Source organism: Rhodopseudomonas sp., assembly GCF_036404135.1.
Lineage (GTDB): Bacteria > Pseudomonadota > Alphaproteobacteria > Rhizobiales > Xanthobacteraceae > Rhodopseudomonas_A.
Genome location: NZ_DASWPE010000201.1, coordinates 18836 through 42467 on the forward strand (window position 1 = coordinate 18836; position 23632 = coordinate 42467).

Here is a 23632-nt window from a genome sequence, read left to right on the forward strand (position 1 = left end):
TGCGGCGTGATGGTCGGGCGTGCGGCCGGGGAATGGGGGCTTGGGAATGACGGGTTTGTTGGTGTCGCTGGGGACCTGGAACTGGCTGATTTTCGGCTTCGCCCTGATGGGGCTCGAACTGCTGGCCCCCGGGGTGTTTCTGTTCTGGCTTGGCCTCGCGGCGCTGTTGGTCGGCGGGCTGTCGTTCGTCAGCGAGCCGTCCTGGCAGGCGCAGCTCCTGGCGTTCGCGCTGTTCGCGGTCTCCGCGGTGCCGCTGTGGCGGCGCTTCGCGCGGCCGCGCGCCGGTGAAGGCAGCAATCCGTTTCTCAACAACCGCGCCGCGGGCCTAGTCGGCCGGGTGTGCACGCTGGAGAAGCCGATCGTCGACGGCACCGGCACGGTGCGGATCGACGACACCATCTGGCGGGTGTCCGGGCCCGACGCGCCGGCCGGCAGCAAGGTCAAGATCGTCGAGGCCGACGGCGCCAAGCTGACGGTAGCGGCGGCTTGAAAGTTCTCATTTGGTTGGCTGGGGCCAATCAAAAGGCAAAGCCGTCATTCCGGGGCGCGAGTTCGTCAGAACGAGCGAACCCGGAATCTCGCAACACGCCCTTGCATCTCGCAACGCGTTTCGGCGCTGGTCCTCGCGGCGAGATTCCGGGTTCGCACGCGGCTGACGCCGCTTGCGACCCGGAATGACGGGAGTTGAATGAGCCGAATGGTCCCTCACTCGCAGCCTTGCACGGCTTCGGACCGACAGCGCTTGAGGTCGTCGCGGCCTCACCGAACAAGCGATCACGAGCGTTACATGAGAAGCGTCATTGCGAGGAGCTCTTGCGACGAAGCAATCCAGGGCCACGCATGAGGCCCCTGGATTGCTTCGCGTCTCAGTCGACGCTGCGCGCCGACTTCGGCTCGCAATGACGTACCGATTGCTACGGCGTCGCCACCACGCTCCAGGACGAGATCACCGCTTCGCTGATTTCGCCGGCGGCCTCGGCGCAGGCCATCTCGCCGACCTTGATCGAGACCTGTTTGCCGATCAGCCCCTTGAGCTGCGCCGCCTGGGCCTCGGTGCTGGTCACCAACTGAAAGGTCTGCGGGCCGGTCTCCAGATTGCACAGCCCGCCCGGCGCCGGCAGCCGGCGCGGCTCGCTGACCAGTTGGAACGAGGCGACGTGCTTGCCCTTGGCGCGGCTGCGCAGCGCGTTGAGCTGGCCGGTCAACACGTCGCCGTTCCTGATCGCCTTCTGCGCCAGCGCCTCGCTGACGCCGCCGGCGGCGAACGCCATCGCCACCGCCAGCATCAGCCATGGTCTCGCCGAGGGTCCGGTCATTCGGGATCTTTCGTTGGCTGTCAAAACAGGGTCCGCTGCCGCATCGCCGCCGACAGCGTGCCTTCGTCGAGATAGTCGAGTTCGCCGCCGACCGGCACGCCATGCGCCAGCCGCGTGACCTTGACGCCCGCCTCCATCAACAGGTCGGTGATGTAGTGCGCGGTGGTCTGGCCGTCGACCGTGGCGTTGAGCGCCAGCACGATCTCGCCGACCTGCGGATCGTGCGCGCGCGCCACCAAGGCGTCGATCGACAGATCGTCGGGGCCGACGCCGTCGAGCGGCGACAGCGTGGCGCCGAGCACGTGATAGCGGCCGCTCGCGGCGTGCGCGCGCTCCAGCGCCCACAGATCGGCGACGTCGGCGACCACGACGATGATCGACGGATCGCGCCTGGGGTCGGTGCACACCGTGCAGGGATTCTGCGTGTCGATATTGCCGCACACCTTGCAGACCTGAATCCGCTCGATCGCCACCTGCAGCGCCGAGGCGAGCGGCGCCATCAAGGCTTCGCGCTTCTTGATCAGGTGCAATGCGGCGCGCCGCGCCGAGCGCGGCCCGAGCCCCGGCAGCTTCGCCAAGAGCTGGATCAGCCGTTCGATCTCCGGGCCGGCAACCGCAGCGGCCATGCCTACAGGCCGAGCCCCGGCGGCAGCGACAGCCCGCCGGTCAAGGCCTGCATCTTCTCCTGCATCGCGGCTTCCGCCTTGCGGTGGGCGTCGGCGAGCGCGCTGACCACGAGATCCTCCAGCACCTCGGCCTCATCGGCCTTGATCAGCGTGGGATCGATCTTGATCGACTTCACCTCCATCTTGGCGGTCATCCGCACATGGACCAGCCCGCCGCCAGAGATGCCCTCGACCTCGATATGATCGAGCTCTTCCTGCATCGCCTTCATCTTGGATTGCAGCTGCGCCGCCTGCTTCATCATGCCGAGAAAATCAGCCATGATCGGTTCCTTCCACTTGCAGAGTTGTTACTGGTCGTCGTTGTCGAAATTGTCCGGCGAATCCTCGCCGCCGGCGTCGGCGTCCGGCGCATCGGCATCCGGGGTTTCGGCGGCGAGCCTGCGCACCTCCAGGACTTTGGTGCCGGGAAATCGCGCCAGCACCTCCTGCACCCGCGGATCGGCCTCCGCGGCGCGTTCGCGCTCGCTCTGCTGCGCCTGCGCCTGCGAGCGCAGCGTCGGCTGGCCCGGTTCGTTGGACACGATCACGGTCCAACGCCGCCCGGTCCATTGTTCGAGCTTGCGCGACAGATCGTTGATCAGGGTGCGCGCGGCGCTGCGCTCCATCGCCAATTCCAGCCGGCCGTCCTCGATCCGCACCAGCCGGACGTCGGCTTCCAGCGCGGCCCGGGTCATCACGTCGCGCTTCTCGGCGGCGAGCGCCACCAGTTCGGGGAAGCTGGAAATCTTCAGCACCGGCGCGGCCGCCGCCGGCTGCGGCGCGCTCAGTTGCGGACGCAATGAGGCTTCGGCGCCGCCGCGCGGCGCCGACGACATCCGCGCCGACGCCATCGCGCTCGGCGAGGACGATGATGATGAGCTCGATGATGAGGCCGAAGACGCGTTCGCGCCATTGCGCGCGGACGCGCTCGCCGCGGAGGCTGACGAATTGCCGCCGTCCTGCAACATCTTGATGGCTTCGTCCGGCGTCGGCAGATCGGCGACATAGGCGATCCGCACCAGCACCATTTCCGCGGCGGCGGCCGGGCGGGTGGCGCCTTGCACCTCGGCGATGCCCTTCAACAGCATCTGCCACATCCGCGACAGCACCCGCATCGACAGTTTCGACGCGAAGTCGCGGGCACGCAGCCGCTCGGTCTCGCCAAACGCGACGTTGTCGGCGGTCGCCGGCACGATCTTTACCCTGGTGACGAAATTGACGAATTCAGCGAGGTCACTCAGCACCACCACCGGATCGGCGCCGACGTCGTATTGTTCGCGGAATTCGCCGAACGCGCTGGCGATGTCGCCGCCGGCCAGATGCGCGAACAGATCGATGACGCGTGTCCGATCGGCGAGGCCGAGCATCTGCCGCACCGCGTCGGCGCGCACCACACCGGCGGCATGGGCGATCGCTTGATCGAACAGCGACAGCGAATCGCGCACCGAGCCTTCGGCGGCCCGCGCGATGATGCCGAGCGCTTCCGGCTCGACCTCGACATTCTCTTTGCCGGCGATGTTGGCAAGATGCGCCATCAACACGTCGGCCTCGACGCGGCGCAGATCGAAGCGCTGGCAGCGCGACAGCACCGTCACCGGCACCTTGCGGATTTCGGTGGTGGCGAACACGAATTTGGCGTGCTCCGGCGGCTCCTCCAGCGTCTTCAGAAAGGCGTTGAACGCCTTGTCCGACAGCATGTGGACTTCGTCGATAATGTAGACCTTGTAGCGCGCGCTGGTCGGCGAATAGCGCACGCCGTCGGTGATCTGGCGGACGTCCTCGATGCCGGTATGGGAGGCCGCGTCCATCTCCAGCACGTCGATGTGCCGGCTCTCCATGATCGCCTGGCAATGCACGCCCGGCACCGGCATATGGATGGTCGGCGCGGAGACCGAGCCGTCCGGCATCTCGTAATTCAGCGCACGGGCGAGAATGCGCGCGGTGGTGGTCTTGCCGACGCCGCGCACCCCCGTCAGAATCCAGGCCTGCGGAATCCGCCCGGTCTCGAACGCATTCGACAGCGTGCGGACCATGGCGTCCTGGCCGATCAGATCCTCGAAATTGTTCGGACGATATTTGCGCGCCAGCACCCGATAGGGCGCGGCCGCCGCCGGCGCGGCGCCTGCCGGATCGCTCGGGGAAATGACGGGAGGGCCAGCGTCGGTCATCGATCGATCCGCAAGTGGTTGTCTCTCGGCGCCGAATTTTCGGAAATGCACGGGCGGTTTCAGGCGATCGCCGCCGGGCTGGACCCCGGGACGCGATCCGGCTCGAATGAGGAAAGGGTCCACCTTCGATCGATCGGAGCGCTGAATTCGCTCGCAAAAACAAGTAGGAGACTGACGAGCGACCCGATCCGGACCTCGTTAGGGCTGCTTCCTTCCGGACCTGACCCGGTTGGCGAGTGGCTCGTCCACCGCCAATCTCCCGGGGCTTATTTGGAGCCAAATGCGCCGAAATGCAAGCGTGGCGACGGCGCCATTCGTCGTGCTAAAGCGGGCGCCAAATGCGCCGCCGTGGCGCGCCGTTCGGCGCTCGAACGCCGCCGCCCACCTTCATTCGGAACCTCGATGCCCGCTTCAGACTGGTCGCTGCACGCGCAGCTGCAAAAAGACACCATCGACATCGGCGACCTGCCGCTGTGCCGCGTGCTGGTGATCAAGGACGCGCATTATCCCTGGCTGTTGCTGGTGCCGCGCCGCGCCAACGCCAGCGAAATCATTGATCTCGGCGAGGTCGAGCAGGCGCAACTGATGACGGAAATTTCCCGGGCCGGTCGCGCGCTGAAAGACGTCACCAAATGCGACAAGCTGAATATCGCAGCCCTCGGCAATCTGGTGCCGCAGCTGCATATCCACGTCATCGCGCGGCGCTCGAGCGATGTCGCCTGGCCGCGGCCGGTGTGGGGCGTGGTGCAGCCGCTCGCCCACGACCCTGAAGAAGTGCAGAGCTTCATCGCCGAACTGCGCCGCCGGATCTGGCTTGGTTGAACTGCGCGGGGTTTTGCGGCAGACTTGCGACCAACCGCCGCAGCCCTCCTCCCGGACCATACGCGACCCTCGTTCGCCACGGCGGCGTCCGGCTTTCGGACCAGCCCATGACAGCACATGATTCGTTTCCGCTCGGCCAGCCGGCCTTCGTCACGCATGTGCTGGATCGCGCCGCGCATCTGCGCTCCGACGACGACAAGCTGTTCAAGCTGGAGAGCCGGCGCGACGCCCGCGCCTATGTGGTGCACCGCGATTCGCTGGTGACGGCCAGGCAGGCCGACGGCGTCCGGGCGCTGTTGACGATCGACGAGGCGCTGGGCTTCGGCGCCAATTCCGGCACCATCTTTCTGGGCCTGCGCGACGGCGCGCCGTTGTTCGGCATGGGCATCGCGGCGGCCGCGGTCGACAAATTGCTGACCCGCGACGACGTCGCGGTCGCCGAGTTGCGCGGCATGGCGATGCAGGGCGCGGTGCCGGCCGAGGAGCTCTCGGCGATCGCGATGGCGAAATCGATGGTGAGCTGGCATCAGCGCCACGGCTATTGCGCCAATTGCGGCACCCGCAGCGTGATGTCGCAAGGCGGCTGGCGCCGCGACTGCCCGAACTGCAAGGCCGAGCATTTTCCGCGCACCGATCCGGTGGTGATCATGCTGGTGACAAAGGGCGACAACTGCCTGCTCGGGCGACAGAAGCATTTTCCGCAGGGGATGTATTCATGCCTCGCCGGCTTCGTCGAGGCCGCCGAGACCATCGAGGACGCGGTGCGCCGCGAGGTGTTCGAGGAATCCGGGATTCGCTGCGGCGAGGTCGCCTATTACATGACGCAGCCCTGGCCCTATCCGTCGTCGCTGATGATCGGCTGTTCGGCGCAGGCCACGACAGAAGACGTCGTGGTCGATCACTCCGAACTGGAAGACGCGCGCTGGTTTTCCCGCGACGAGGCGATGCTGATGCATCACCGGCGCCATCCCGACGGGCTGACCGGCGCGCATCCGTTCGCGATCGCCCATCATTTGCTCGGTCGTTGGCTGCATCCGCCGGCGTGACCGGCGCGGCGACGACGGCACATCAACCGGCAACCGAGGAACTGCCAGTCGCAAAAAAGCCGGGCGAAACGGATCGCTCCGCTCGCCCGGCCGAAGTAACAGCTATTGCGGTTCTGACAGATCAGAACCGGAGTTCTGGATTGTTATTTTGACGAGTTTTCTTCACGCGAAGGGGATCCACTCGGCTCGAAAACGCTAGAGCTGATCGCGATCAGACGCCGATCAATAGCGGTGATGGCCCTTCTTGATGATCACCACCCGGTCGCCGCCATGGTGGCGATGCGGGCCGCGGTCGTGGTGGCGCATCTCGGCGCGCGGACCGTCGCGATAGACCTTCTTGATCACGGTGGTTTCCGCCGAAGCGATCGAGGGCAGGGTCAACGCGGCGACGGACAGGGCGGCGAGCGCATAGCGAAGCTTCATCATGTTCCTCCTGGGAATTGGTTATCAGCGGGGAGGCAACACAGAAGTATGATGAGCGTTCCGCGAAACTTTTTTCATCCAACCTGAACGGGCGTTCAGAAAGCCGCGCGGTTTATTGCTCCAGGACCATCGTGCCGTTGGCATATTCGAAGCGCTTCAGCTTCGACAGGAACGACAGCCCGAGCAGGTTTTCCGACAGCGCGTCGTCGGGCAACACCAGCGCGTCGACGTCGCGCACCAACAGCCCGCCGACATCGACCATCGCCAGCCGGGTGCGCGCCGCCTTCACCGTGCCGTTGGCGGTGGTCACCGTGGCGTTGTAGTCGCGCGGCGCCGGCCGCAATCCGAATTGCGCGGCGGAGCTCTCGTTGAGCGCTATCACCGAAGCGCCGGTGTCGACCATGAAGCCGATGCGCTGACCGTCGATGCGGCCGTCGGTCTGGAAATGGCCGCGGGCGTCGCGGGGAATGCTGACGCTGCGCACCGCGGAGTTCGGCGTCACCGCGGCGCCGACCGTGGCCGAAGCCGCCGATGCGGTCGCGGATTTCTGCGTCATCCGGTCGGCGACTTCCGCCATCGCGGTGCCGAGGATCGCCATCAGCGCGGCAAAGATCATGATGTTACGCATCACGCACACTCACACTTACATCGACGCGATCACCGGAGCGCAATTTGATCATGACGGATCGCAACCGGCGACTAATGCCGCGCGCAGGCTTCGGTTTTTGCGGAAAAGGGTGAGCGAAGCGTTAACGCAGACATCGTTGCGAGGAGCTGTTGCGACGAAGCCATCCGGGCACCGCATGCGATGGGCCTGGATTGCTTCGCTGTGACCAGTGCTACGCGCCGTGCTCAGCCCGCAATGACGGAACAGCGCTCAGGTGCCGCGCGGCTTGACCCGCCGTGTCGGCAGCGCGGCGGCGGGATCCTCCGGCCAGGGATGCCGCGGATAGCGGCCGCGCAGATCGCTGCGCACCGCCGCATAAGAGCCGCGCCAGAATCCCGGCAGATCGCGCGTCACCTGCACCGGGCGCTGCGCCGGCGACAGCAGTTCCAGCACCAGCGGCACCGCGCCGCCGGCGAGCGAGGGATGCGTGGTCAGCCCGAACAATTCCTGCAAGCGCACCGCGATGGTCGGGCCCTGCTCGGCCTCGTAGTCGATCGCCAACATCGTGCCGGTCGGCGCCTCGAAATGGGTCGGCGCCTCGCGCTCCAGCCGTGCCCGCAGGTCCCACGGCAACAAGCCGATCAGCGCGTCGCTCAATTCGCCGGCCGACAGATCCCTCAGCGCAACCTTGTCGAACAGCGCCGGCACTAGCCAGGATTGGCGCGCCTCGGCGAGCGCATCGTCGGAGAGGTCGGGCCAACGATTCTGTGAAGCAGCACCTTCGGCCTTGCGCAGAAACATCACCCGGTCGCGCCATTGCTTGAGCGATTTCGACCACGGCAATTTGTCGAGCCCGGCCATGACCAGGCCGTCGGCCAACACAAGTGCGGTCGCCTCCGACGGCGCCACCGCCATCGGCGCTTCGGACAGCGCGATCGCCTGCAGCGTGCGCTTGCGGCGGCCGCGCAGCGCCATTGCCGCGCGGTCGAACGAGATGTCGTCGACGGCGTCGATCTCGGCGGCAAAGCGGGCTTCGATCTCGGCGAGCGTGAGCGGCGCGGCGAGCAGGATTCTGCCGTTCGCCGCGGTGCCGGTGAGTTCGGCCACCGCGATATAGGGCGCGCGCGCCAAGGCCGCGGTCCTGTCGATCGCCGCGCCGCGGCCGTTGGCCAGCACGAACGAGCCGTTGCCGCGGTTTTTTGCGACGCGATCGGGAAACGCCAGCGCCAGCATGCCGCCGGTGCTTAACTCACCTCCCCCTTGCTGCAACGCCGCTGCATCGCCGCGCGCACCGCGCGACTCCCCTCCCCCTTGCGGGGAGGGGTCGGGGGTGGGGGTCGCTCCAACACAAGCGCCGCGTTCTGTGGACCCCCCTCCCCGACCCTCCCCCGCAAGGGGGGAGGGAGCAGAGAGCGCCGCACTCGGGGCTAGGGCACTATAAGATGGCGTGCGAGCAGCCACCTGCGCCGCCCAGCGCTGCGCCATCTGCCGCGCGCTGATCGCCCGCTGCGAGCGATCGCGGCGGAACTGGTCGCGACGGTGATCGAGATCGACGGCATCGCCGCCGAGCCCGCGCTCGGTGAGGATCGCGGCGACCTCTGCGGCCTCCTCGCCGCAGCCCAGCCGCTGCGCATCCACGATCATCCGCGCCAGCCGCGGCGGCAGCGCCAGCGCGCGCAGGCTTTGGCCTTCCTCGGTGATGCGGCCGTCGGCGTCGAGCGCGCCGAGTTCGCGGAGCAGCGCGCGCGCCTCTTTCAGGGCCGGAGCCGGCGGGGCATCAAGAAACGCCAATTGCGCCGGATCGCCGACGCCCCATTGCGCGAGATCAAGCAGCAGCGACGACAGATCGGCGCTGAGAATTTCCGGCTGGGTGTAGGCCGGCAATGAGGCGGTCTGCGGCTCGTCCCACAGCCGATAGCAGACGCCAGGCTCGGTGCGCCCGGCGCGGCCGCGGCGCTGATCGACCGCGGCGCGCGAGGCGCGCACGGTTTCCAACCGGGTGAGGCCGATGTCCGGCTCATAGCGCGGCACCCGCGCCAGCCCGCAATCCACCACGATGCGGACGCCCTCGATGGTCAGCGAGGTTTCCGCAATCGAGGTCGCCAGCACCACCTTGCGAAGACCTTTCGGCGCCGGCTGGATCGCGCGGTCCTGCACGCTGGCATCGAGCGCGCCGAACAGCGGCACGATCTCGATTCCCGCATCATGGACGCGCTCGCGCAGCATGGTCTCGGTGCGGCGGATCTCGGCGGCCCCCGGCAGAAACGCCAGCACCGAGCCGGGATTTTCCCGCAACGCCTGCGCAATCGCCTCCGCCATCTGCCGCTCCAAGGGGGCATCCGGCTTGCGGCCGAGATAGCGGGTCTCGACCGCAAAGGCGCGGCCCAGGCTCTCGATCACCGGCGCGTCGCCGAGCAATTTGGCGACGCGGGCGCCGTCGATGGTCGCGGACATCACCAGAATCCGCAGATCCTCGCGCAAGCCGACCTGCGCGTCGCGCGCCAAGGCAAGGCCGAGATCGGCGTCGAGCGAGCGCTCGTGGAATTCGTCGAACAGGATGGCTGCGACGCCGGCGAGTTCCGGGTCGTCCAAAATCATCCGCGAGAAGATGCCCTCGGTGACCACTTCGATGCGGGTGGCGCGCGACACCTTGCTGCCGAACCGCACCCGATAGCCCACCGTGTCGCCGACGCGCTCTCCCAGCGTTTTCGCCATCCGCTCGGCGCTGGCGCGCGCCGCGATCCGCCGCGGCTCCAGCATGATGATTTTCTTGGAGCCCAACCAGGGCGCGTCGAGCAGCGCCAGCGGCACCCGCGTGGTCTTGCCGGCGCCGGGCGGCGCCACCAGCACCGCGGCGTTATGGGCCGCAAGCGCGGCGCCAAGCCGATCCAGCACGGCATCGATCGGAAGCGGGGTGTCGAAGGGAGGTGACATTTTGCTCAAGCGGTCGGATGCGGCATCTTTCCTCTCCCCCTGTGGGAGAGGGTGGCTGCGCGAAGCGCAGCCGGGTGAGGGGTAATTAACTTCTTCCGTTACTCCCCCTCATCCGGCGAGCTGCGCTCGCCACCTTCTCCCACGAGGGGAGAAGGAAGAAGGGGCCGCGATGGTTAACAGAATCGGCCACCCCGGCAAATCCGCGGCGGGCGATCACGTTTCCCGGAGAACCGGCACATTGTTTGAACGCAGCAACGTTAAAGCAACCGCTCCGCGCCACCATGCGCTAAAGCCGCGCCGAAAAGGGACACCGATGACCGCAAACGGGACAGCTGCCACGCCCCGGATCGACTGGGTGGATTACGCCAAGGGCATCTGCATCGTCATGGTGGTGATGATGCATTCGGTGCTGGGCGTCGAGATCGCCGCCGGCCAGACCGGCTACATGCATTATCTGGTGGAATTCGCCCGGCCGTTCCGGATGCCGGATTTCTTCCTGATTTCCGGGCTGTTCCTCGGCATCGTGATCGACCGCGACTGGCGCAGCTATCTCGACCGCAAGGTGGTGCATTTCGCCTACTTCTACGTGCTGTGGGTGACCATCCAGTTCGGCTTCAAGGCGCCGGCCTTCGCCGCCGAGCAGGGCTGGGCGCATGTCGGGCTGATGTATCTGGAATCCTTCATCGAGCCGTTCGGCACGCTGTGGTTCATCTATCTGTTGCCGATCTTCTTCGTCGTCACCAAGGCGACCAGGCGGCTGCCGCCGGCGGCGATCTGGCTCGTCGCAGCAGCCCTTGAGATGACGCATCTGTCGACCGGCTGGACCGTGATCGACGAATTCGCCGCGCGCTTTGTGTATTTCTATTCCGGCTATCTGTTCGCCGCCCGCGTCTTTGCGTTGTCGGAGCGCGCCCGGGCCCGGCCGCGCTGGGCGCTCGCCGGGCTCGTGCTGTGGGCGGTGGTCAACGCCGCGATCGTCTATGACGGCTGCAGCACCTGGCCGGTGTTCTCGCTGCTGCTCGGCTTCAGCGGCGCCTGCGCCGTCATCGTGATCGGAACGCTGCTGGCACGGCGGCAATGGCTGAACGGACTGCGGTTCTGCGGCGAGCACTCCATCGTGATTTACCTCGCGTTCTTCCTGCCGATGGTGATCGCGCGGCTGTCGCTTCTCAAATTCGCCCCGTTCCTCGGCACAGGCACCATCTCGCTCTTGGTGACGATCATCGGCGTGCTCGGCGCGCTGGCGATCTGGAGGCTGGCGCTGCGCACGGGCGCGCATTTCCTGTTCGAACGCCCCGACGCGTTCTGGATCGCGCCGAAAAAACGCGCGGCGCTGGCGGCGGCGGAGTAGTCACGGCACCAGCAGCAGCGAGCCGCTGCTGCGCCCGGCCTCCAGATCAGCCTGCGCCCGCGCCGCGTCGCGCAGCGGATAGCGCGTGGCTTCCGCCGAGAATACGCCCGAAACGATCAGACCGAGCACGGCCGCGGCCGCGGCGCGATAATCATCCGGATCGTTCATGAACCCCATCACGCTCGGCCGTGCCAGCATCAGGCTGCGGCGCGGCCCGAGCTCATTGACGTCGAGCGGTGGAATCGGCCCCGCCGCCTGGCCGATGCTGACCACCACGCCGAACGGGCGCACGCAAGCCAACGTCTTGGCGAGAGTCGCGCCGCCGACCCCGTCATAGGCGACATCGACCCCGCGCCCCGCGGTGAAGCCCGCAACCGCGGCGGCGAAATCGGCATCGCGGCCGACGATGACTTGCGCGGCCCCCGCGGCGCGTGCGACCGCAGCCTTGGGCTCCGAACTGACGCAGCCGATCACCGCGGCGCCGAGGCCGGCGGCGCGGCGCACCAACAATTGCCCGAGCCCGCCGGCCGCGCTGTGCACCAGCACGTGGTCGCGCGCGCCGACCGGATAGATCCGGGTCAGCAGCATCTGCACGGTCATCGCCTTGAGGAACACCGCGGCGACCTGCGCGTCGGCGAGCGTCGCCGGCAGCTTCACCGCGCGCCACGCCGGCAGGTTGCGCTCCGACGCATAGGCGCCGACCGGCGCCCCGGCATAGACGATGCGGTCGCCGACCTGCAGCGACGTGACATTGCCGCCGAGCGCCGCCACGACGCCGACCGCCTCGACGCCGGGAATGCCCTGCGGCAGCGGATACAGCCCCTGGCGCTGATAGATATCGAGGAAATTGACGCCGATCGCGGTCTGCCGGATGCGGACGTCGCCGTCGCCCGGAGCGGGAAGTTCGATCGTCACATAGCCGAGATTGTCCGGTCCGCCCGGCGCCTTCAGCCTGATCACATCGACCATGGTGTTCGTCCTCCATTGCAACGGACGCGACCTTGCGCCGCCGCGTCGATGTGCGAAATTCCCTAATCTTGCGTCGTCGTTGGGAGATTTTGCACAATGGTCGATTGGGAGGATCTGCGGCATTTCGCGGCGCTGGCGCGCGAGGGCACGCTGTCGGCCGCGGCCCGCGCCATCGGCGTCGACCACGCCACGGTGGCGCGCCGGGTGGCGGCGCTGGAAGCGTCGACGGGCTTGAAGCTGATCGACCGCCGCGCCCGGGTGGCGACGCTGACCGACGACGGCCGCCGCATCGCGGCGATCGCGGCGCGGATGGAGGAGAGCGCGTTCGCCGCCGAGCGCGCCGCGCAGGCGGCGCGGGCGGAGATTCGCGGCAAGGTCTCGATCAGCGCGCCGCCGGCCTTCGCCAATACCATGATCGCCCCGAAGCTGATCCGGCTCAGGCTGCGCCATCCCGGGGTGCTGATCACGCTGATCGGCGAGACCCGCAGCGCCTCGCTGACCCGCCGCGAGGCCGACGTGGCGCTACGGATGACGCGCCCGACCGAGTCCGGATTGATCGCGCGCAAGCTCGGCGGCGTCGGCTTCGGCCTGTACGGCGCACCGGACTACCTCAGGACGACGCCGCCGCACGCCTTCGCGTTCATCGCCTACGACGCCAGCATGAACGCCACGCCGCAGCAGAAATGGCTGCAGGCGCTGGCCGGCGGCAACGAGATCGTGCTGCGGACCAGCGATCTGGAAAATCAGGCGGCGGCGGCGCGCAGCGGCGTCGGCCTCGCGGTGCTGCCGCATTTCATCGGCGACGCCGATCCGGCGCTGGAGCGCCACAAGACCGCGCCGGCCGCAGTCAGCCGCGAGATCTGGCTGTTGGTGCATCGCGATCTGCGGCAGGTGCCGGCGGTCCGCGCGGTGATGGAATTTTTGGCCGAATGCGTCGCGGGCGAATGATCGGGCGCCTTGCCGCGCGCGCTTACGTCTGGTCGTCCAGCTTGACCCCATCCTTCATGCTGTCGACCTTGGCGCGGTAGGCTTCGGCGTCGCCGAAATCGGCGAAGCCCTGGTAATGCGGGTGCGGCCCCAGCACGCGGCGGGCGTGCTTGATCGGGCACCAATAGACTTCGGTGCGCGACGCCACCTCGCGGGCGAACGCGATCACGCCGTTGCCGTAGGAGCAATAGGCGCAGTTGATCTTTTCCAGCAGATTGAGATAGGCCAGATGATGCCGGTCGAAGATCAGGTAGTCGCGGCGGCGCACCTTGGGGATCTTGTAGACCGGAAAGCAGATCGCCTGGTAGATCATCACCATGACGTCGAGCAGCACGAACGCCACGATCAGCGAATAGATCACCGGCGCGGTGACGATAATCCACGGATTGGCGTCGCGGATGTAATGCGACAGCTTGGTCTTGATGGCGCGCTGCAGCCGCAGCGCCTCCTTTTCGAACACGATCCTGCGATTTTCCAGATGATAGCGCAGCGCCTCGCGATGCCTGGCGAGTTCGACCTCGATCTCGGCCTCCACCGCGCGCAGCTTCTCCATCAACACGTCGAGTTGCGAGGCCATCGGCGGATTCCTTTCGCGCGGGGGACTGCGTCACCGGCGCACGGAACCGGCGCCGATGCAACCTTTTCGGCGCCCCTCGCGCCACGAAAAAAATCCTGCTCTGTGCGCTGCCCGGCAGGGTGTCATTCGCCGGCAAAAATCTCTAAATTGCCGCCATGCCGAAAACCTCAGAGCAAGCCGCCGCCACACCCATCGCCGTGAAACCGCCTGCCAAAGGCGATCACGTGTTTCTGGTCGACGGCTCGTCGTATATTTTCCGCGCCTATCACGCGCTGCCGCCGCTCAACCGCAAGTCCGACGGCCTGCAGGTCAACGCCGTGCTCGGCTTCTGCAACATGCTGTGGAAGCTGTTGCGCGACATGCCGCCGGACAACCGGCCAACCCATCTGGCGATCATCTTCGACAAGTCGGAAAAGACCTTCCGCAACGAGATGTACCCCGCCTACAAGGCGCAGCGGCCGCCGGCGCCGGACGACCTGATCCCGCAATTCGCGCTGATCCGCGAAGCGGTGCGCGCCTTCGACCTGCCGTGTCTGGAGCAGATCGGCTTCGAGGCCGACGACCTGATCGCGACCTATGTGCGGCAGGCCTGCGAGCGCGGCGCCACCGCGACCATCGTGTCGTCGGACAAGGACCTGATGCAACTCGTCACCGACTGCGTCACCATGTACGACACCATGAAGGACCGCCGCATCGGCATCCCCGAAGTGATCGAGAAATTCGGCGTGCCGCCGAATAAGGTGGTCGAGGTGCAGGCGCTGGCCGGCGACAGCGTCGACAACGTGCCGGGGGTGCCCGGCATCGGCGTCAAGACCGCGGCGCAATTGATCAACGACTATGGCGATCTCGAAACTCTGCTGTCGCGGGCGACCGAGATCAAGCAGCCGAAGCGCCGCGAGGCGCTGATCGAAAACGCCGAGAAGGCGCGGATCTCGCGGCAGCTGGTGCTGCTCGACGATCACGTCGCGCTCGACGTGCCGCTCGACGAGCTCGCGGTGCACGAGCCGGATGCGCGCAAGCTGATCGCGTTTCTAAAGGCGATGGAGTTCTCCACGCTGACCCGCCGGGTCGCGGAATATTCGCAGATCGATCCGGCGGATGTCGAAGCGGATGCGGCGGTGAAGAGCGGTTCTTCCCCCTCCCCCCTTGCGGGGGAGGGCCGGGGTGGGGGGACCGCGGATGGCAGCGATCTTTTTGGGGCACCGCCCTCCCCATCCCTCCCCCGCAAGGGGGGAGGGAGCGCGCCGCAAGCGGGGAGAGGCCGCGACCAAACTGACGCGGCGCTCACCCCGCAAGCCCTCGCCGCCGCGCGGGCGGAGGAGGCGCGCAAGATCCCGGTCGAACGCAGCAGCTACGCCACGCTGCGCAGCCTCGACGCGTTGAAGGCGTGGATCGTGAAAATCCACGACCTCGGCCATGTCGCGCTGGAGGCCAAGGCCACCTTCGACATCAAAAGCGCGGTGGTCGATCCGATGCAGGCCGAATTGACCGGGATCGCGCTGGCGCTCGGCCCCAACGAGGCCTGCTACATCCCGCTCGGCCACCGGCAGGCCGGCGACGGCGACGGGCTGTTCGCCGCAGGTCTCGCGCCGGAGCAGATCGCGCCGCGCGAGGCGCTGGAAGCGCTGCGGCCGCTGCTGGAATCGCCGGGCGTCTTGAAAGTCGGCTTCAACATCAAATTCACCGCGGTACTGCTGGCGCAGCACGGCATCACGCTGCAGAACCATGACGACGTGCAGCTGATGTCGTATGCGCTGGATGCCGGCCGCCACGCCCATGGGCTCGACGCGCTGGCGGAGAACTGGCTCGGCCACAAGACGCTGAGCTATGGCGAGGTGATCGGCAGCGGCAAATCCAAGCTGTCGTTCGACCAGGTGGCGATCGACCGCGCCACCTGCTACGCCGCCGAGGACGCCGACGTGGCGCTGCGGCTATGGCGGATACTGAAGCCGCGGCTGGTCGCCGAGCGGATGCTGACGGTCTACGAGACGCTGGAGCGGCCGTTGATCGGCGTGCTGGCGCGGATGGAGCGGCGCGGCATCTCGATCGACCGGGCGGTGCTTTCGCGGCTGTCGGGCGATTTCGCCCAGACCGCCGCAAGGATCGAGGCGGAGATCCGCGAGATCGCCGGCGAAGAGATCAATATCGGCAGCCCGAAGCAGCTCGGCGACATCCTGTTCGGCAAGATGGGGCTGCCCGGCGGCAGCAAGACCAAGACCGGGGCGTGGTCGACGTCGGCCTCGATTCTGGAAGACCTCGCCGAACAGGGTCACGACTTCCCGCGAAAAATTCTCGACTGGCGGCAGGTGTCGAAGCTGCGCTCGACCTATACCGACGCGCTGCCGGCCTATGTGCATCCGCAGACCCATCGGGTGCACACCACCTACGCGCTGGCGGCGACCACCACCGGGCGGCTGTCGTCGAACGAGCCGAACCTGCAGAACATCCCGGTCCGCACCGAGGACGGCCGCAAGATCCGCCGCGCCTTCGTGGCTTCGCCAGGGCGCAAACTGGTCTCGGCGGATTATTCGCAGATCGAGCTGCGGCTGTTGGCCGAAATCGCCGACATCCCGGTGCTGAAACAGGCGTTCCAGGACGGCCTCGACATCCACGCCATGACCGCGTCGGAAATGTTCGGGGTGCCGATCAAGGACATGCCGAGCGAGGTGCGCCGCCGCGCCAAGGCGATCAATTTCGGCATCATCTACGGCATTTCGGCGTTCGGCCTCGCCAACCAGCTCGGGATTCCGCGCGAGGAGGCCGGCGCCTATATCAAGAAGTACTTCGAGCGCTTCCCCGGCATCCGCGCCTATATGGACGCGACGCGGGATTTCTGCCGCGCCCACGGCTATGTCGAGACGCTGTTCGGCCGCAAATGCCATTACCCCGACATCAAGGCATCGAACGCCTCGGTCCGCTCTTTCAACGAGCGCGCCGCGATCAACGCGCGGCTGCAGGGCACCGCCGCCGACATCATCCGCCGCGCCATGGTGCGGATGGAAGACGCGCTGGCGGCAAAGCCGCTTTCCGCGCAGATGCTTCTACAAGTTCATGACGAATTGATCTTCGAGGTGCCGGACGACGAGGTCGCAGCGACCCTGCCGGTGGTGCAGCAGGTGATGCAGGACGCCGCCTTCCCGGCGGTAATACTTTCTGTTCCGTTGCAAGTTGATGCGCGAGCCGCCAATAATTGGGACGAGGCGCATTAAGCTTGTTCAGGTGGATATATTTAAGGTATTGTTACGCCGAACGAAGTCGGATCCTTCGAATTCAATGCCCCTCAGGGGAGCGGCGGCGAAATAACTCTTACCATAAGGAAGGAGAGCTTCGCGTCGTTTATCAAAAATCTTTTGGGCGAACCGCGATCAATCGAACGTACTTATGCGGGAAGTTTCGTTATAGATCTCAGATGGCTGTCCAATATCGATGCCATACTGATGCAGCGTGTTAATAATCAACACACGGCTCAGTTAATTGAGTTCTCTGCGAAGATCCATTTTTCATCAGGCGCGATCAAGACACTAAGCACGCGCGAGGCATTCTTAGCCTTTGGTGACAATTCGGATAACATAACTACTGGCGTCTCGCTAAGTTGGATCTTTCTTATCCAATTTCCTCATTCAACGACTCCAGAGAAGCAACGAATTCGTTTCGATGCATTTCAGAAGTCTCAACTACCGTTTGATGTGGATCCTGAACTGAGGATACTTCGAGGTTGGTCAGGGCCTTCTACAATTCGCTTGATAGTTGAGCACACCGAAATAACTTGGGGCGACGATATTTTCAATCATCTTTCGAGCCAGGTTAAGAAGGTGATGGTCCGAAATTCAAAAGCCTATAGCATTGCAGACAGGACGGAAGATTTTTTTGATTCTGGGTACACCGCAGTTGCTTATTTCTCAGCAATAGCGGCACTTCTGTTTTCTCAATGGAACGATATTTTGATCCGATCCAGAGGGGATGCATCCGAACAAATTGCAAGGCTGAATGGGCTTGCCGATAGCTTAGTCTCGGTGAACGAAAAGCTCGACTTCCTCTTGATGAGGTCGTTCTCTGGTCTTTCCGAGCCGGTCATTCTCCTTTTTTTTGAGTTTTTCCTGGCCGTACTTCTTTTCATTTTTGCAAACGTCCTCTCCACAAAATTACGAGAGGCATTAGGTGGAAAGACGTTCATCATATTGAACGGAGCCACCGAAAAGAGATTTCAACAACACGAGAAATCCAACGCCATCTACTCTGTCGCCATTGCGCTCGGCTTTGCGGTGAATGTGGCCGCGGCGATCTTCTTAGAAAAACTGACACCTGCGGTGGTTGCTCTTCTACGCCATTTAGTTGGGCGATAAGATAAGATAGCTTACCGTCCGTGATTGCAGCCAACGCCCGGTCTATAGCCATGGGGACAGAGATGCACCCCTGAATCTGGCCCCAGAGCCACCACAGAGTATCGGATCGAGAGGCTTAGAGGTCCGGAGAGACTTCGGAAGTTGGCAGCGTCGAATCTCCGCTGGCGTGCGCCGCGCCCGATCGATAGATTGCAGCGCAATCTCAAGCCCCAAGAGAATCATCTAAGAGAATCATCGTGTCGAAATCCGCCTCCCGCGCCCGCCTCGCCGACATCATCCGCGTCCGTTCGTTCGGCCGCGGCGAAATCACCTTGGCCTCCGGCCGCAAGAGCGACTTCTATTTCAACCTGAAGCCGACCATGCTCGATCCAGAAGGCGCGGCCCTGCTCGCGGAACTGACCTTCGAGGCGCTGCGCGAGGACAATGTCGACTATATCGGCGGGCTGGAGATGGGCGCGGTGCCGCTGGCCGGCGCGATTGCGCAATTGTCCTGGCTGAAGAACCACCCGATCGCGGCGTTCTTCGTGCGCAAGAAACCGAAGGAACACGGCGCCCGGCTCTCGGTCGAGGGGCTGTCCAAGAGCGAGACCCTGACCGGCAAGCGGGTGGTGATCGTCGAGGACGTCACCACCACCGGCGGCTCGGCGATCAAGGCGGCGGAATCGGTGCGCGAGGCCGGTGGCGTGATCGTGCTGGTGTTGACCATGGTCGATCGCGAGGAGGGCGCCACCGAGGCTTTCGCCGCCGCCGGCTTGCCGTTCCGCTCGCTCTACAAGGCCAGCGAGTTCCTCAAAGCCTAAGTTCTTAACCCGCGGCAAATGCATTTGTTTGCGGCCGCCACGCGGCGCGCTTACGCCTCGTTTACCATCCTGCATTAAAGTTTGGCCAACGCTGGGCCACGATGATCCGGCCAAGCCAGACCGCCTGGGTGGAGTGAGCGTTGCGTCGACAGTTCGAATTTGCGCAGCCGCGCCGCGGCCTGATGTGGGCCGCAGCGGTGGCGATGGCGATCCCGGTGGCGCTGGCGCCGCAGGGCGCCGCCGCCGAGAATTTCTTCGAGGCGCTGTTCGGCGGGCTGCAGCAGAGGCCGCAGCCGCGCAGCGCACCGACCCCGTCGAATTTCTTCGCCGATCCGTTCGGCCTCAACCAGCAAGCCGCACCGCCGCCGCCGCGCCCGGTGAGCGGCTCCGGCTCCGGGCCGGCGTTCTGCGTGCGCAGCTGCGACGGCCGGTATTTCCCGCTGACCAGCCGCGGCGGCGCAAGCCCCGCGCAAATGTGCCAGGCGTTCTGTCCGGCGAGCCCGACGCGGGTGTATTTCGGCAGCAATATCGACGGCGCCACCGCCGGCAATGGCGAGCGCTACGCCGACAGCGACAATGCCTTCGCCTATCGCAAGGCGCTGAAGGCCGATTGCACCTGCAACGGCCGCGATCCCGCAGGGCTTGCCCCGGTTGACCTCACGCTCGACACCTCGCTGCGCTCCGGCGACATCATCGCCACCACCAACGGCCTGGTGGCCTATTCCGGGGTCCGGATCGGTGCCAGCCAGACCGCAGAATTCACGCCGGTGAATTCCTATCCGGGGCTCACCGCCGAAGTGCGCGCGAGACTCGGCGAAATGAAAGTGGCGCCGGTGACCGCCGAGATGCTGAGCGATCCGGCGCCGCTCGCCGACGCCAGCGCGGCGATGCCGCCGGAGTCCGCCAAAGCGACGCCGGCCAAGGAGCCGGCCGCCGCCAAGGGCAAGCGCGCCGAGGCGCGGTGAGGTCTGCGTTCGAGAATTAACGGATTTCAACGGCGTCATTCCGAGGCGCGAAGCCGCAGGCTGAGCGAACCCGGAATCTCGCCGCAAACGCTCACGATCTCCCCACAGCAAGATTCCGGGTTCGCTCGCAGCGGAACTGCTCGCGCCCCGGAATGACCGGCGCTACCGGCTGCGCACGATACCGATCACGTTGGGCGCCGCGAGATAGGCCTCCTCGATCCGGGCGCGCGCCGCAGCCTGGTTTTCCGGCGTCAGCAGGCCGCGCCGTTCGGCCAGGATCATCCAGCAATAGCCCCACCAGTCGGTCAGCATGCCGTGATCGTCGATCAGGTCGTAGCCCTGCGCGGCCGCGAAGATCCGCGCCTCGGCCTCGTCGAGCGCGTCAAGCCAGGCATGGTCGGCGGCGCTGAACAGTTCGTCGCTGAAATCATCGGTGGTGTAGCCCCAGATCGAGCGACACACCGCGTTGAATTCGCGGTCGAGCTGGTCGTCCTCGACCAGCTGCCGGCGCGCGATCTGATGCAGCCGCGACAGCGACCGCGCGAAATCCGCGATCCGGGTCAGCGCCAACGGCTCGAAGGCAATGGTGGACATGTAGTCCTCGCAACTTTGCACAGGCCCAAGATCTTGTACCGCGAACAGGCCGAATCACAATGATATATCAATGACTTGCTAAAGTGTTCTTAATTTGTTCGGCAAAGCCTGAGCGGCGGCGTCCGGAACCGGCGCCGGGCCCGGCCGGGCTCTCGCGCGGCAGGTTTTCCAGAATGGTATCAGGTACCTCCGGTGTGTCCCGAACTTGCCTCGTCGTGATTTGCTCGCAACACTCGCCTGCTAAGTTGCTGGATGCGGAGCCGTGCTCAAAAGCCATGCACTGCAACGCACAAACGATCGCCGCGGCACGGGTTCCGATCCAATGCGAATGCGCGTATGATCAGGCCCAACGCAGTTTTAGGGTAACATTTTGCCAGTTCAATCGACCACTGACGACTTCCGCATGCCGCAGCCGCCGCTCGATGAGCTGGCTCTGGCAGAAATCAAAAGCGCCATCGTCGCCAAGCTGACGCTGGCGATCGGCAAGGAAGCCGCGCTTGCCACCAAACACGATTGGTACAAGGCCGCGGCGCTGGCGCTGCGCGACCGCATCGTGCACCGCTGGCTGATGTCAGAGAAGGACAGCTACGACGCCGGCCGCAAGCGGGTGTATTACCTGTCGCTGGAATTCCTGATCGGCCGGCTGTTCACCGACGCGCTGAACAATATGGGCCTGTTGCCGCTGTTCGACGCCGCGCTCGGCGACCTCGGCGTCGGGCTGTCGGAATTGCGCAAATGCGAGCCCGACGCCGCGCTCGGCAATGGCGGTCTCGGCCGGCTCGCCGCCTGCTTCATGGAAAGCATGGCGACGCTGGAAATTCCGGCGTTCGGCTACGGCATCCGCTACGATTTCGGCCTGTTTCGCCAGATCATCACCCAGGGCTGGCAGCAGGAATATCCCGACGAATGGCTGGGCTTCGGCAATCCATGGGAATTGCAGCGGCCGGAAGTGGTCTATCAGGTGCATTTCGGCGGCAGCGTCGAGCATTCGGTCGATTCCCGCGGCCATGATCGCGCGATCTGGTACCCCGGCGAAACCGTTCAGGCGGTGGCCTATGACACCCCGATCGTCGGCTGGCGCGGCAAACACGTCAACGCGCTGCGGCTGTGGTCGGCGCGGGCGCCCGATCCGCTGCGGATCGACGTGTTCAACACCGGCGATTATCTCGGCGCCACCGCGCACGAGGCCCGCGCCGAGGCGATCTGCAAGTTCCTCTACCCCAATGACGAGAGCGCCGCAGGCCGCGAATTGCGGCTGCGCCAGGAATATTTCTTCGTCTCGGCGTCGCTGCAGGATCTGATCAAGCGGCATCTGCACGCGGAAGGCCAGTTGCGCAGTCTGGCGAAAAAGGCCGCGGTGCAGCTCAACGACACCCATCCGAGCCTCGCCGTCACCGAATTGATGCGGATCCTGATCGATCACCACGGCATGCGCTGGGACGAGGCCTGGGAGATCACCCGGGCGACGCTGTCCTACACCAACCACACGCTGCTGCCGGAGGCGCTGGAAACCTGGCCGGTCGAATTGTTCGAGCGCTGCCTGCCGCGCCATCTCGAGATCATCTATCGCATCAACGAAGTGCATCTCGGCCTCGCCAATGCGTGCTGCCCCGGCGACGTGGATTTCCGCGCCTCGGTGTCGCTGATCGACGAGAAGGCCGGGCGAAGGGTGCGGATGGGCCATCTCGCCTTCATCGGCTCGCACCGCATCAACGGCGTCTCGGCGATGCATTCCGACCTGATGAAGGAGACCGTGTTCCACGATCTGCACCATCTGTATCCCGGCCGCATCACCAACAAGACCAACGGCATCACCTTCCGCCGCTGGCTGATGCTGGCCAATCCGGGACTGACTGAACTGGCGCGCGCCACCTGCGGCGAGGAGGTGCTCGACGATCCGAGCCGTCTGGAGCGGATGGAGGACTACGCCGGCGACAGCGCCTTCCAGCAGCAGTTCACCAACGTCAAGCATCACAACAAGGTGGCGCTGAGCCGGCTGATCGGTGAGCGTCTCGGCATCAAGATCGATGCCAGCGCGCTGTTCGACGTGCAGATCAAGCGGATTCACGAATACAAGCGCCAGCTGCTCAACGTGCTGGAGACCATCGCGCTGTATTACGCGATCAAAGACGAGCCGCAGCGCGACTGGGTGCCGCGGGTCAAGATCTTTGCCGGCAAGGCGGCGGCGAGCTACCGCTACGCCAAATTGATCATCAAGCTGATCAACGACGTCGCCGAGACCATCAATAACGATCCGGAGATCGCCGACCGGCTCAAGGTGGTGTTCCTGGCCGACTACAATGTCAGCCTCGCCGAGGTGATCATCCCGGCCGCCGACCTGTCCGAGCAGATTTCCACCGCCGGCATGGAAGCCTCCGGCACCGGCAACATGAAGCTCGGCCTCAACGGCGCGCTGACCATCGGCACGCTGGACGGCGCCAATATCGAAATGCGCGACCATGTCGGCGCGGAAAACATCGCGATCTTCGGCATGGAGGCCCTGGAAGTGGTGGCGCGCCGCGCCCAGGGGCTCGACGCCACCGACGTGATCGGCCGCTCGCCGCACCTGGCGCGGGCGATCCGGGCGATCGATTCCGGAGTGTTCTCGCCGGACGATGTCGGCCGCTTCGCCTCGATCGCGCATGCGCTACGCCATCTCGACCACTACATGGTCAGCGCCGATTTCGACTCCTACTACCAGGCGCAGCGCGGCATCGACGCGCGGTGGAGCGCCGGCCCGGCCTGGACAAGGGCGGCGATCCTCAACGTGTCGCGGATGGCGTGGTTCTCCTCGGACCGCACGATCCGCGAATACGCCTCGGATATCTGGGACGTGCCGACCACACCGGCGGCGCAGCCCTCGCCGGTCCGGCAAGCGCAGCGGTAGTTTGTAGCGCTGGGGGGACGGGCTCGCCCTCACCACGAGTCATTCCGGGGCACGAGGCCGAAAGGCCGAGCGAACCCGGAATCTCGCTGCGGGCGCGAGAGCTTTCCACGTGTTGCGAGATTCCGGGGGCGCTCACGGCTTAAGCCGTTCGCGCCCCGGAATAACGAGGCCTGGGATT

Annotated in this window: 20 protein-coding genes and 1 other RNA gene; 10 read left to right on the plus strand and 11 right to left on the minus strand. The window is 65.6% G+C overall.

What is annotated here, in order from left to right; all coding sequences use genetic code 11:
• The first annotated feature begins 46 nt into the window (after positions 1–46).
• Positions 47–490, plus strand: a complete 444-nt coding sequence (locus VGC77_RS22210) for an NfeD family protein (protein ID WP_331173725.1) — start codon at positions 47–49, stop codon at positions 488–490.
• Between the two features lie 424 nt (positions 491–914).
• On the opposite strand, the gene VGC77_RS22215 is transcribed toward VGC77_RS22210, so the two are convergent.
• The 5 genes from VGC77_RS22215 to ffs form a co-directional block, all read right to left on the minus strand.
• Positions 915–1316: a hypothetical protein gene (locus VGC77_RS22215; protein WP_414709710.1), complete on the minus strand. Its 402-nt coding sequence runs from the start codon at positions 1314–1316 to the stop codon at positions 915–917.
• Positions 1317–1336: 20 nt separating this feature from the next.
• Positions 1337–1942, minus strand: coding sequence for a recombination mediator RecR (recR, locus tag VGC77_RS22220; protein WP_331173726.1), 606 nt, complete (start codon positions 1940–1942; stop codon positions 1337–1339).
• A 2-nt stretch (positions 1943–1944) separates the two neighbouring features.
• A complete protein-coding gene (locus VGC77_RS22225) occupies positions 1945–2262 on the minus strand; it encodes a YbaB/EbfC family nucleoid-associated protein (protein ID WP_331173727.1) in 318 nt (105 codons plus the stop codon).
• Positions 2263–2289: 27 nt separating this feature from the next.
• Positions 2290–4149, minus strand: a complete 1860-nt coding sequence (locus VGC77_RS22230; RefSeq protein ID WP_331173728.1) for a DNA polymerase III subunit gamma/tau — start codon at positions 4147–4149, stop codon at positions 2290–2292.
• Between the two features lie 163 nt (positions 4150–4312).
• Positions 4313–4409, minus strand: an RNA gene (gene ffs, locus VGC77_RS22235) — signal recognition particle sRNA small type.
• Positions 4410–4551: 142 nt separating this feature from the next.
• Between ffs and VGC77_RS22240 the strand changes: the two genes are divergently transcribed.
• Together VGC77_RS22240 and nudC are read left to right on the plus strand one after the other, a co-directional pair.
• Entirely contained in the window at positions 4552–4971 is a 420-nt protein-coding gene (locus VGC77_RS22240) for an HIT family protein (protein WP_331173729.1), read from the plus strand.
• Positions 4972–5078: 107 nt separating this feature from the next.
• A complete protein-coding gene (gene nudC / locus VGC77_RS22245) occupies positions 5079–6017 on the plus strand; it encodes an NAD(+) diphosphatase (protein ID WP_331173730.1) in 939 nt (312 codons plus the stop codon).
• Positions 6018–6239: 222 nt separating this feature from the next.
• On the opposite strand, the gene VGC77_RS22250 is transcribed toward nudC, so the two are convergent.
• The 3 genes from VGC77_RS22250 to hrpB all read right to left on the minus strand — a co-directional run bounded on the left by VGC77_RS22250 (position 6240) and on the right by hrpB (position 9981).
• On the minus strand, positions 6240–6440 hold the full coding sequence (locus VGC77_RS22250) for a hypothetical protein (protein WP_331173731.1): 201 nt from the start codon (positions 6438–6440) through the stop codon (positions 6240–6242).
• A gap of 112 nt (positions 6441–6552) precedes the next feature.
• Positions 6553–7068, minus strand: coding sequence for a TIGR02281 family clan AA aspartic protease (locus VGC77_RS22255; protein WP_331173732.1), 516 nt, complete (start codon positions 7066–7068; stop codon positions 6553–6555).
• Positions 7069–7317: 249 nt separating this feature from the next.
• On the minus strand, positions 7318–9981 hold the full coding sequence (gene hrpB, locus VGC77_RS22260) for an ATP-dependent helicase HrpB (protein WP_331173733.1): 2664 nt from the start codon (positions 9979–9981) through the stop codon (positions 7318–7320).
• Between the two features lie 313 nt (positions 9982–10294).
• Between hrpB and VGC77_RS22265 the strand changes: the two genes are divergently transcribed.
• Complete coding sequence (locus VGC77_RS22265; RefSeq protein ID WP_331173734.1) at positions 10295–11332, plus strand: acyltransferase family protein; 1038 nt, start codon at positions 10295–10297, stop codon at positions 11330–11332.
• Here VGC77_RS22265 and VGC77_RS22270 read toward each other — a convergent pair whose 3' ends face one another.
• Complete coding sequence (locus tag VGC77_RS22270; protein WP_331173735.1) at positions 11333–12301, minus strand: quinone oxidoreductase; 969 nt, start codon at positions 12299–12301, stop codon at positions 11333–11335.
• A gap of 96 nt (positions 12302–12397) precedes the next feature.
• Here VGC77_RS22270 and VGC77_RS22275 point away from each other — a divergent pair, with 96 nt between their 5' ends.
• On the plus strand, positions 12398–13249 hold the full coding sequence (locus VGC77_RS22275) for a LysR family transcriptional regulator (protein ID WP_331173736.1): 852 nt from the start codon (positions 12398–12400) through the stop codon (positions 13247–13249).
• Between the two features lie 22 nt (positions 13250–13271).
• Here VGC77_RS22275 and VGC77_RS22280 read toward each other — a convergent pair whose 3' ends face one another.
• The gene (locus VGC77_RS22280; protein ID WP_331173737.1) at positions 13272–13865 is read right to left on the minus strand and encodes a hypothetical protein; all 594 of its coding nucleotides are present in this window, start codon (positions 13863–13865) and stop codon (positions 13272–13274) included.
• 155 nt (positions 13866–14020) lie between these two features.
• Here VGC77_RS22280 and polA point away from each other — a divergent pair, with 155 nt between their 5' ends.
• The 4 genes from polA (at position 14021) to VGC77_RS22300 (ending at position 19973) form a co-directional block, all read left to right on the plus strand.
• Positions 14021–17074 carry a DNA polymerase I gene (gene polA, locus VGC77_RS22285; protein WP_331173738.1) on the plus strand — a complete coding sequence of 1018 codons (3054 nt, stop codon included), beginning with the start codon at positions 14021–14023 and terminating at the stop codon, positions 17072–17074.
• A 228-nt stretch (positions 17075–17302) separates the two neighbouring features.
• On the plus strand, positions 17303–18208 hold the full coding sequence (locus VGC77_RS22290) for a hypothetical protein (protein ID WP_331173739.1): 906 nt from the start codon (positions 17303–17305) through the stop codon (positions 18206–18208).
• Between the two features lie 236 nt (positions 18209–18444).
• Positions 18445–19008 (plus strand): orotate phosphoribosyltransferase, encoded by a 564-nt coding sequence (gene pyrE, locus VGC77_RS22295; protein ID WP_331173740.1) that lies wholly within the window; start codon positions 18445–18447, stop codon positions 19006–19008.
• A gap of 140 nt (positions 19009–19148) precedes the next feature.
• Positions 19149–19973 (plus strand): DUF2865 domain-containing protein, encoded by an 825-nt coding sequence (locus tag VGC77_RS22300; protein WP_331173741.1) that lies wholly within the window; start codon positions 19149–19151, stop codon positions 19971–19973.
• Between the two features lie 162 nt (positions 19974–20135).
• Here VGC77_RS22300 and VGC77_RS22305 read toward each other — a convergent pair whose 3' ends face one another.
• The gene (locus VGC77_RS22305; RefSeq protein WP_331173742.1) at positions 20136–20567 is read right to left on the minus strand and encodes a hypothetical protein; all 432 of its coding nucleotides are present in this window, start codon (positions 20565–20567) and stop codon (positions 20136–20138) included.
• Between the two features lie 403 nt (positions 20568–20970).
• Here VGC77_RS22305 and VGC77_RS22310 point away from each other — a divergent pair, with 403 nt between their 5' ends.
• A complete protein-coding gene (locus tag VGC77_RS22310; protein WP_331173743.1) occupies positions 20971–23454 on the plus strand; it encodes a glycogen/starch/alpha-glucan phosphorylase in 2484 nt (827 codons plus the stop codon).
• Positions 23455–23632: the final 178 nt, after the last annotated feature.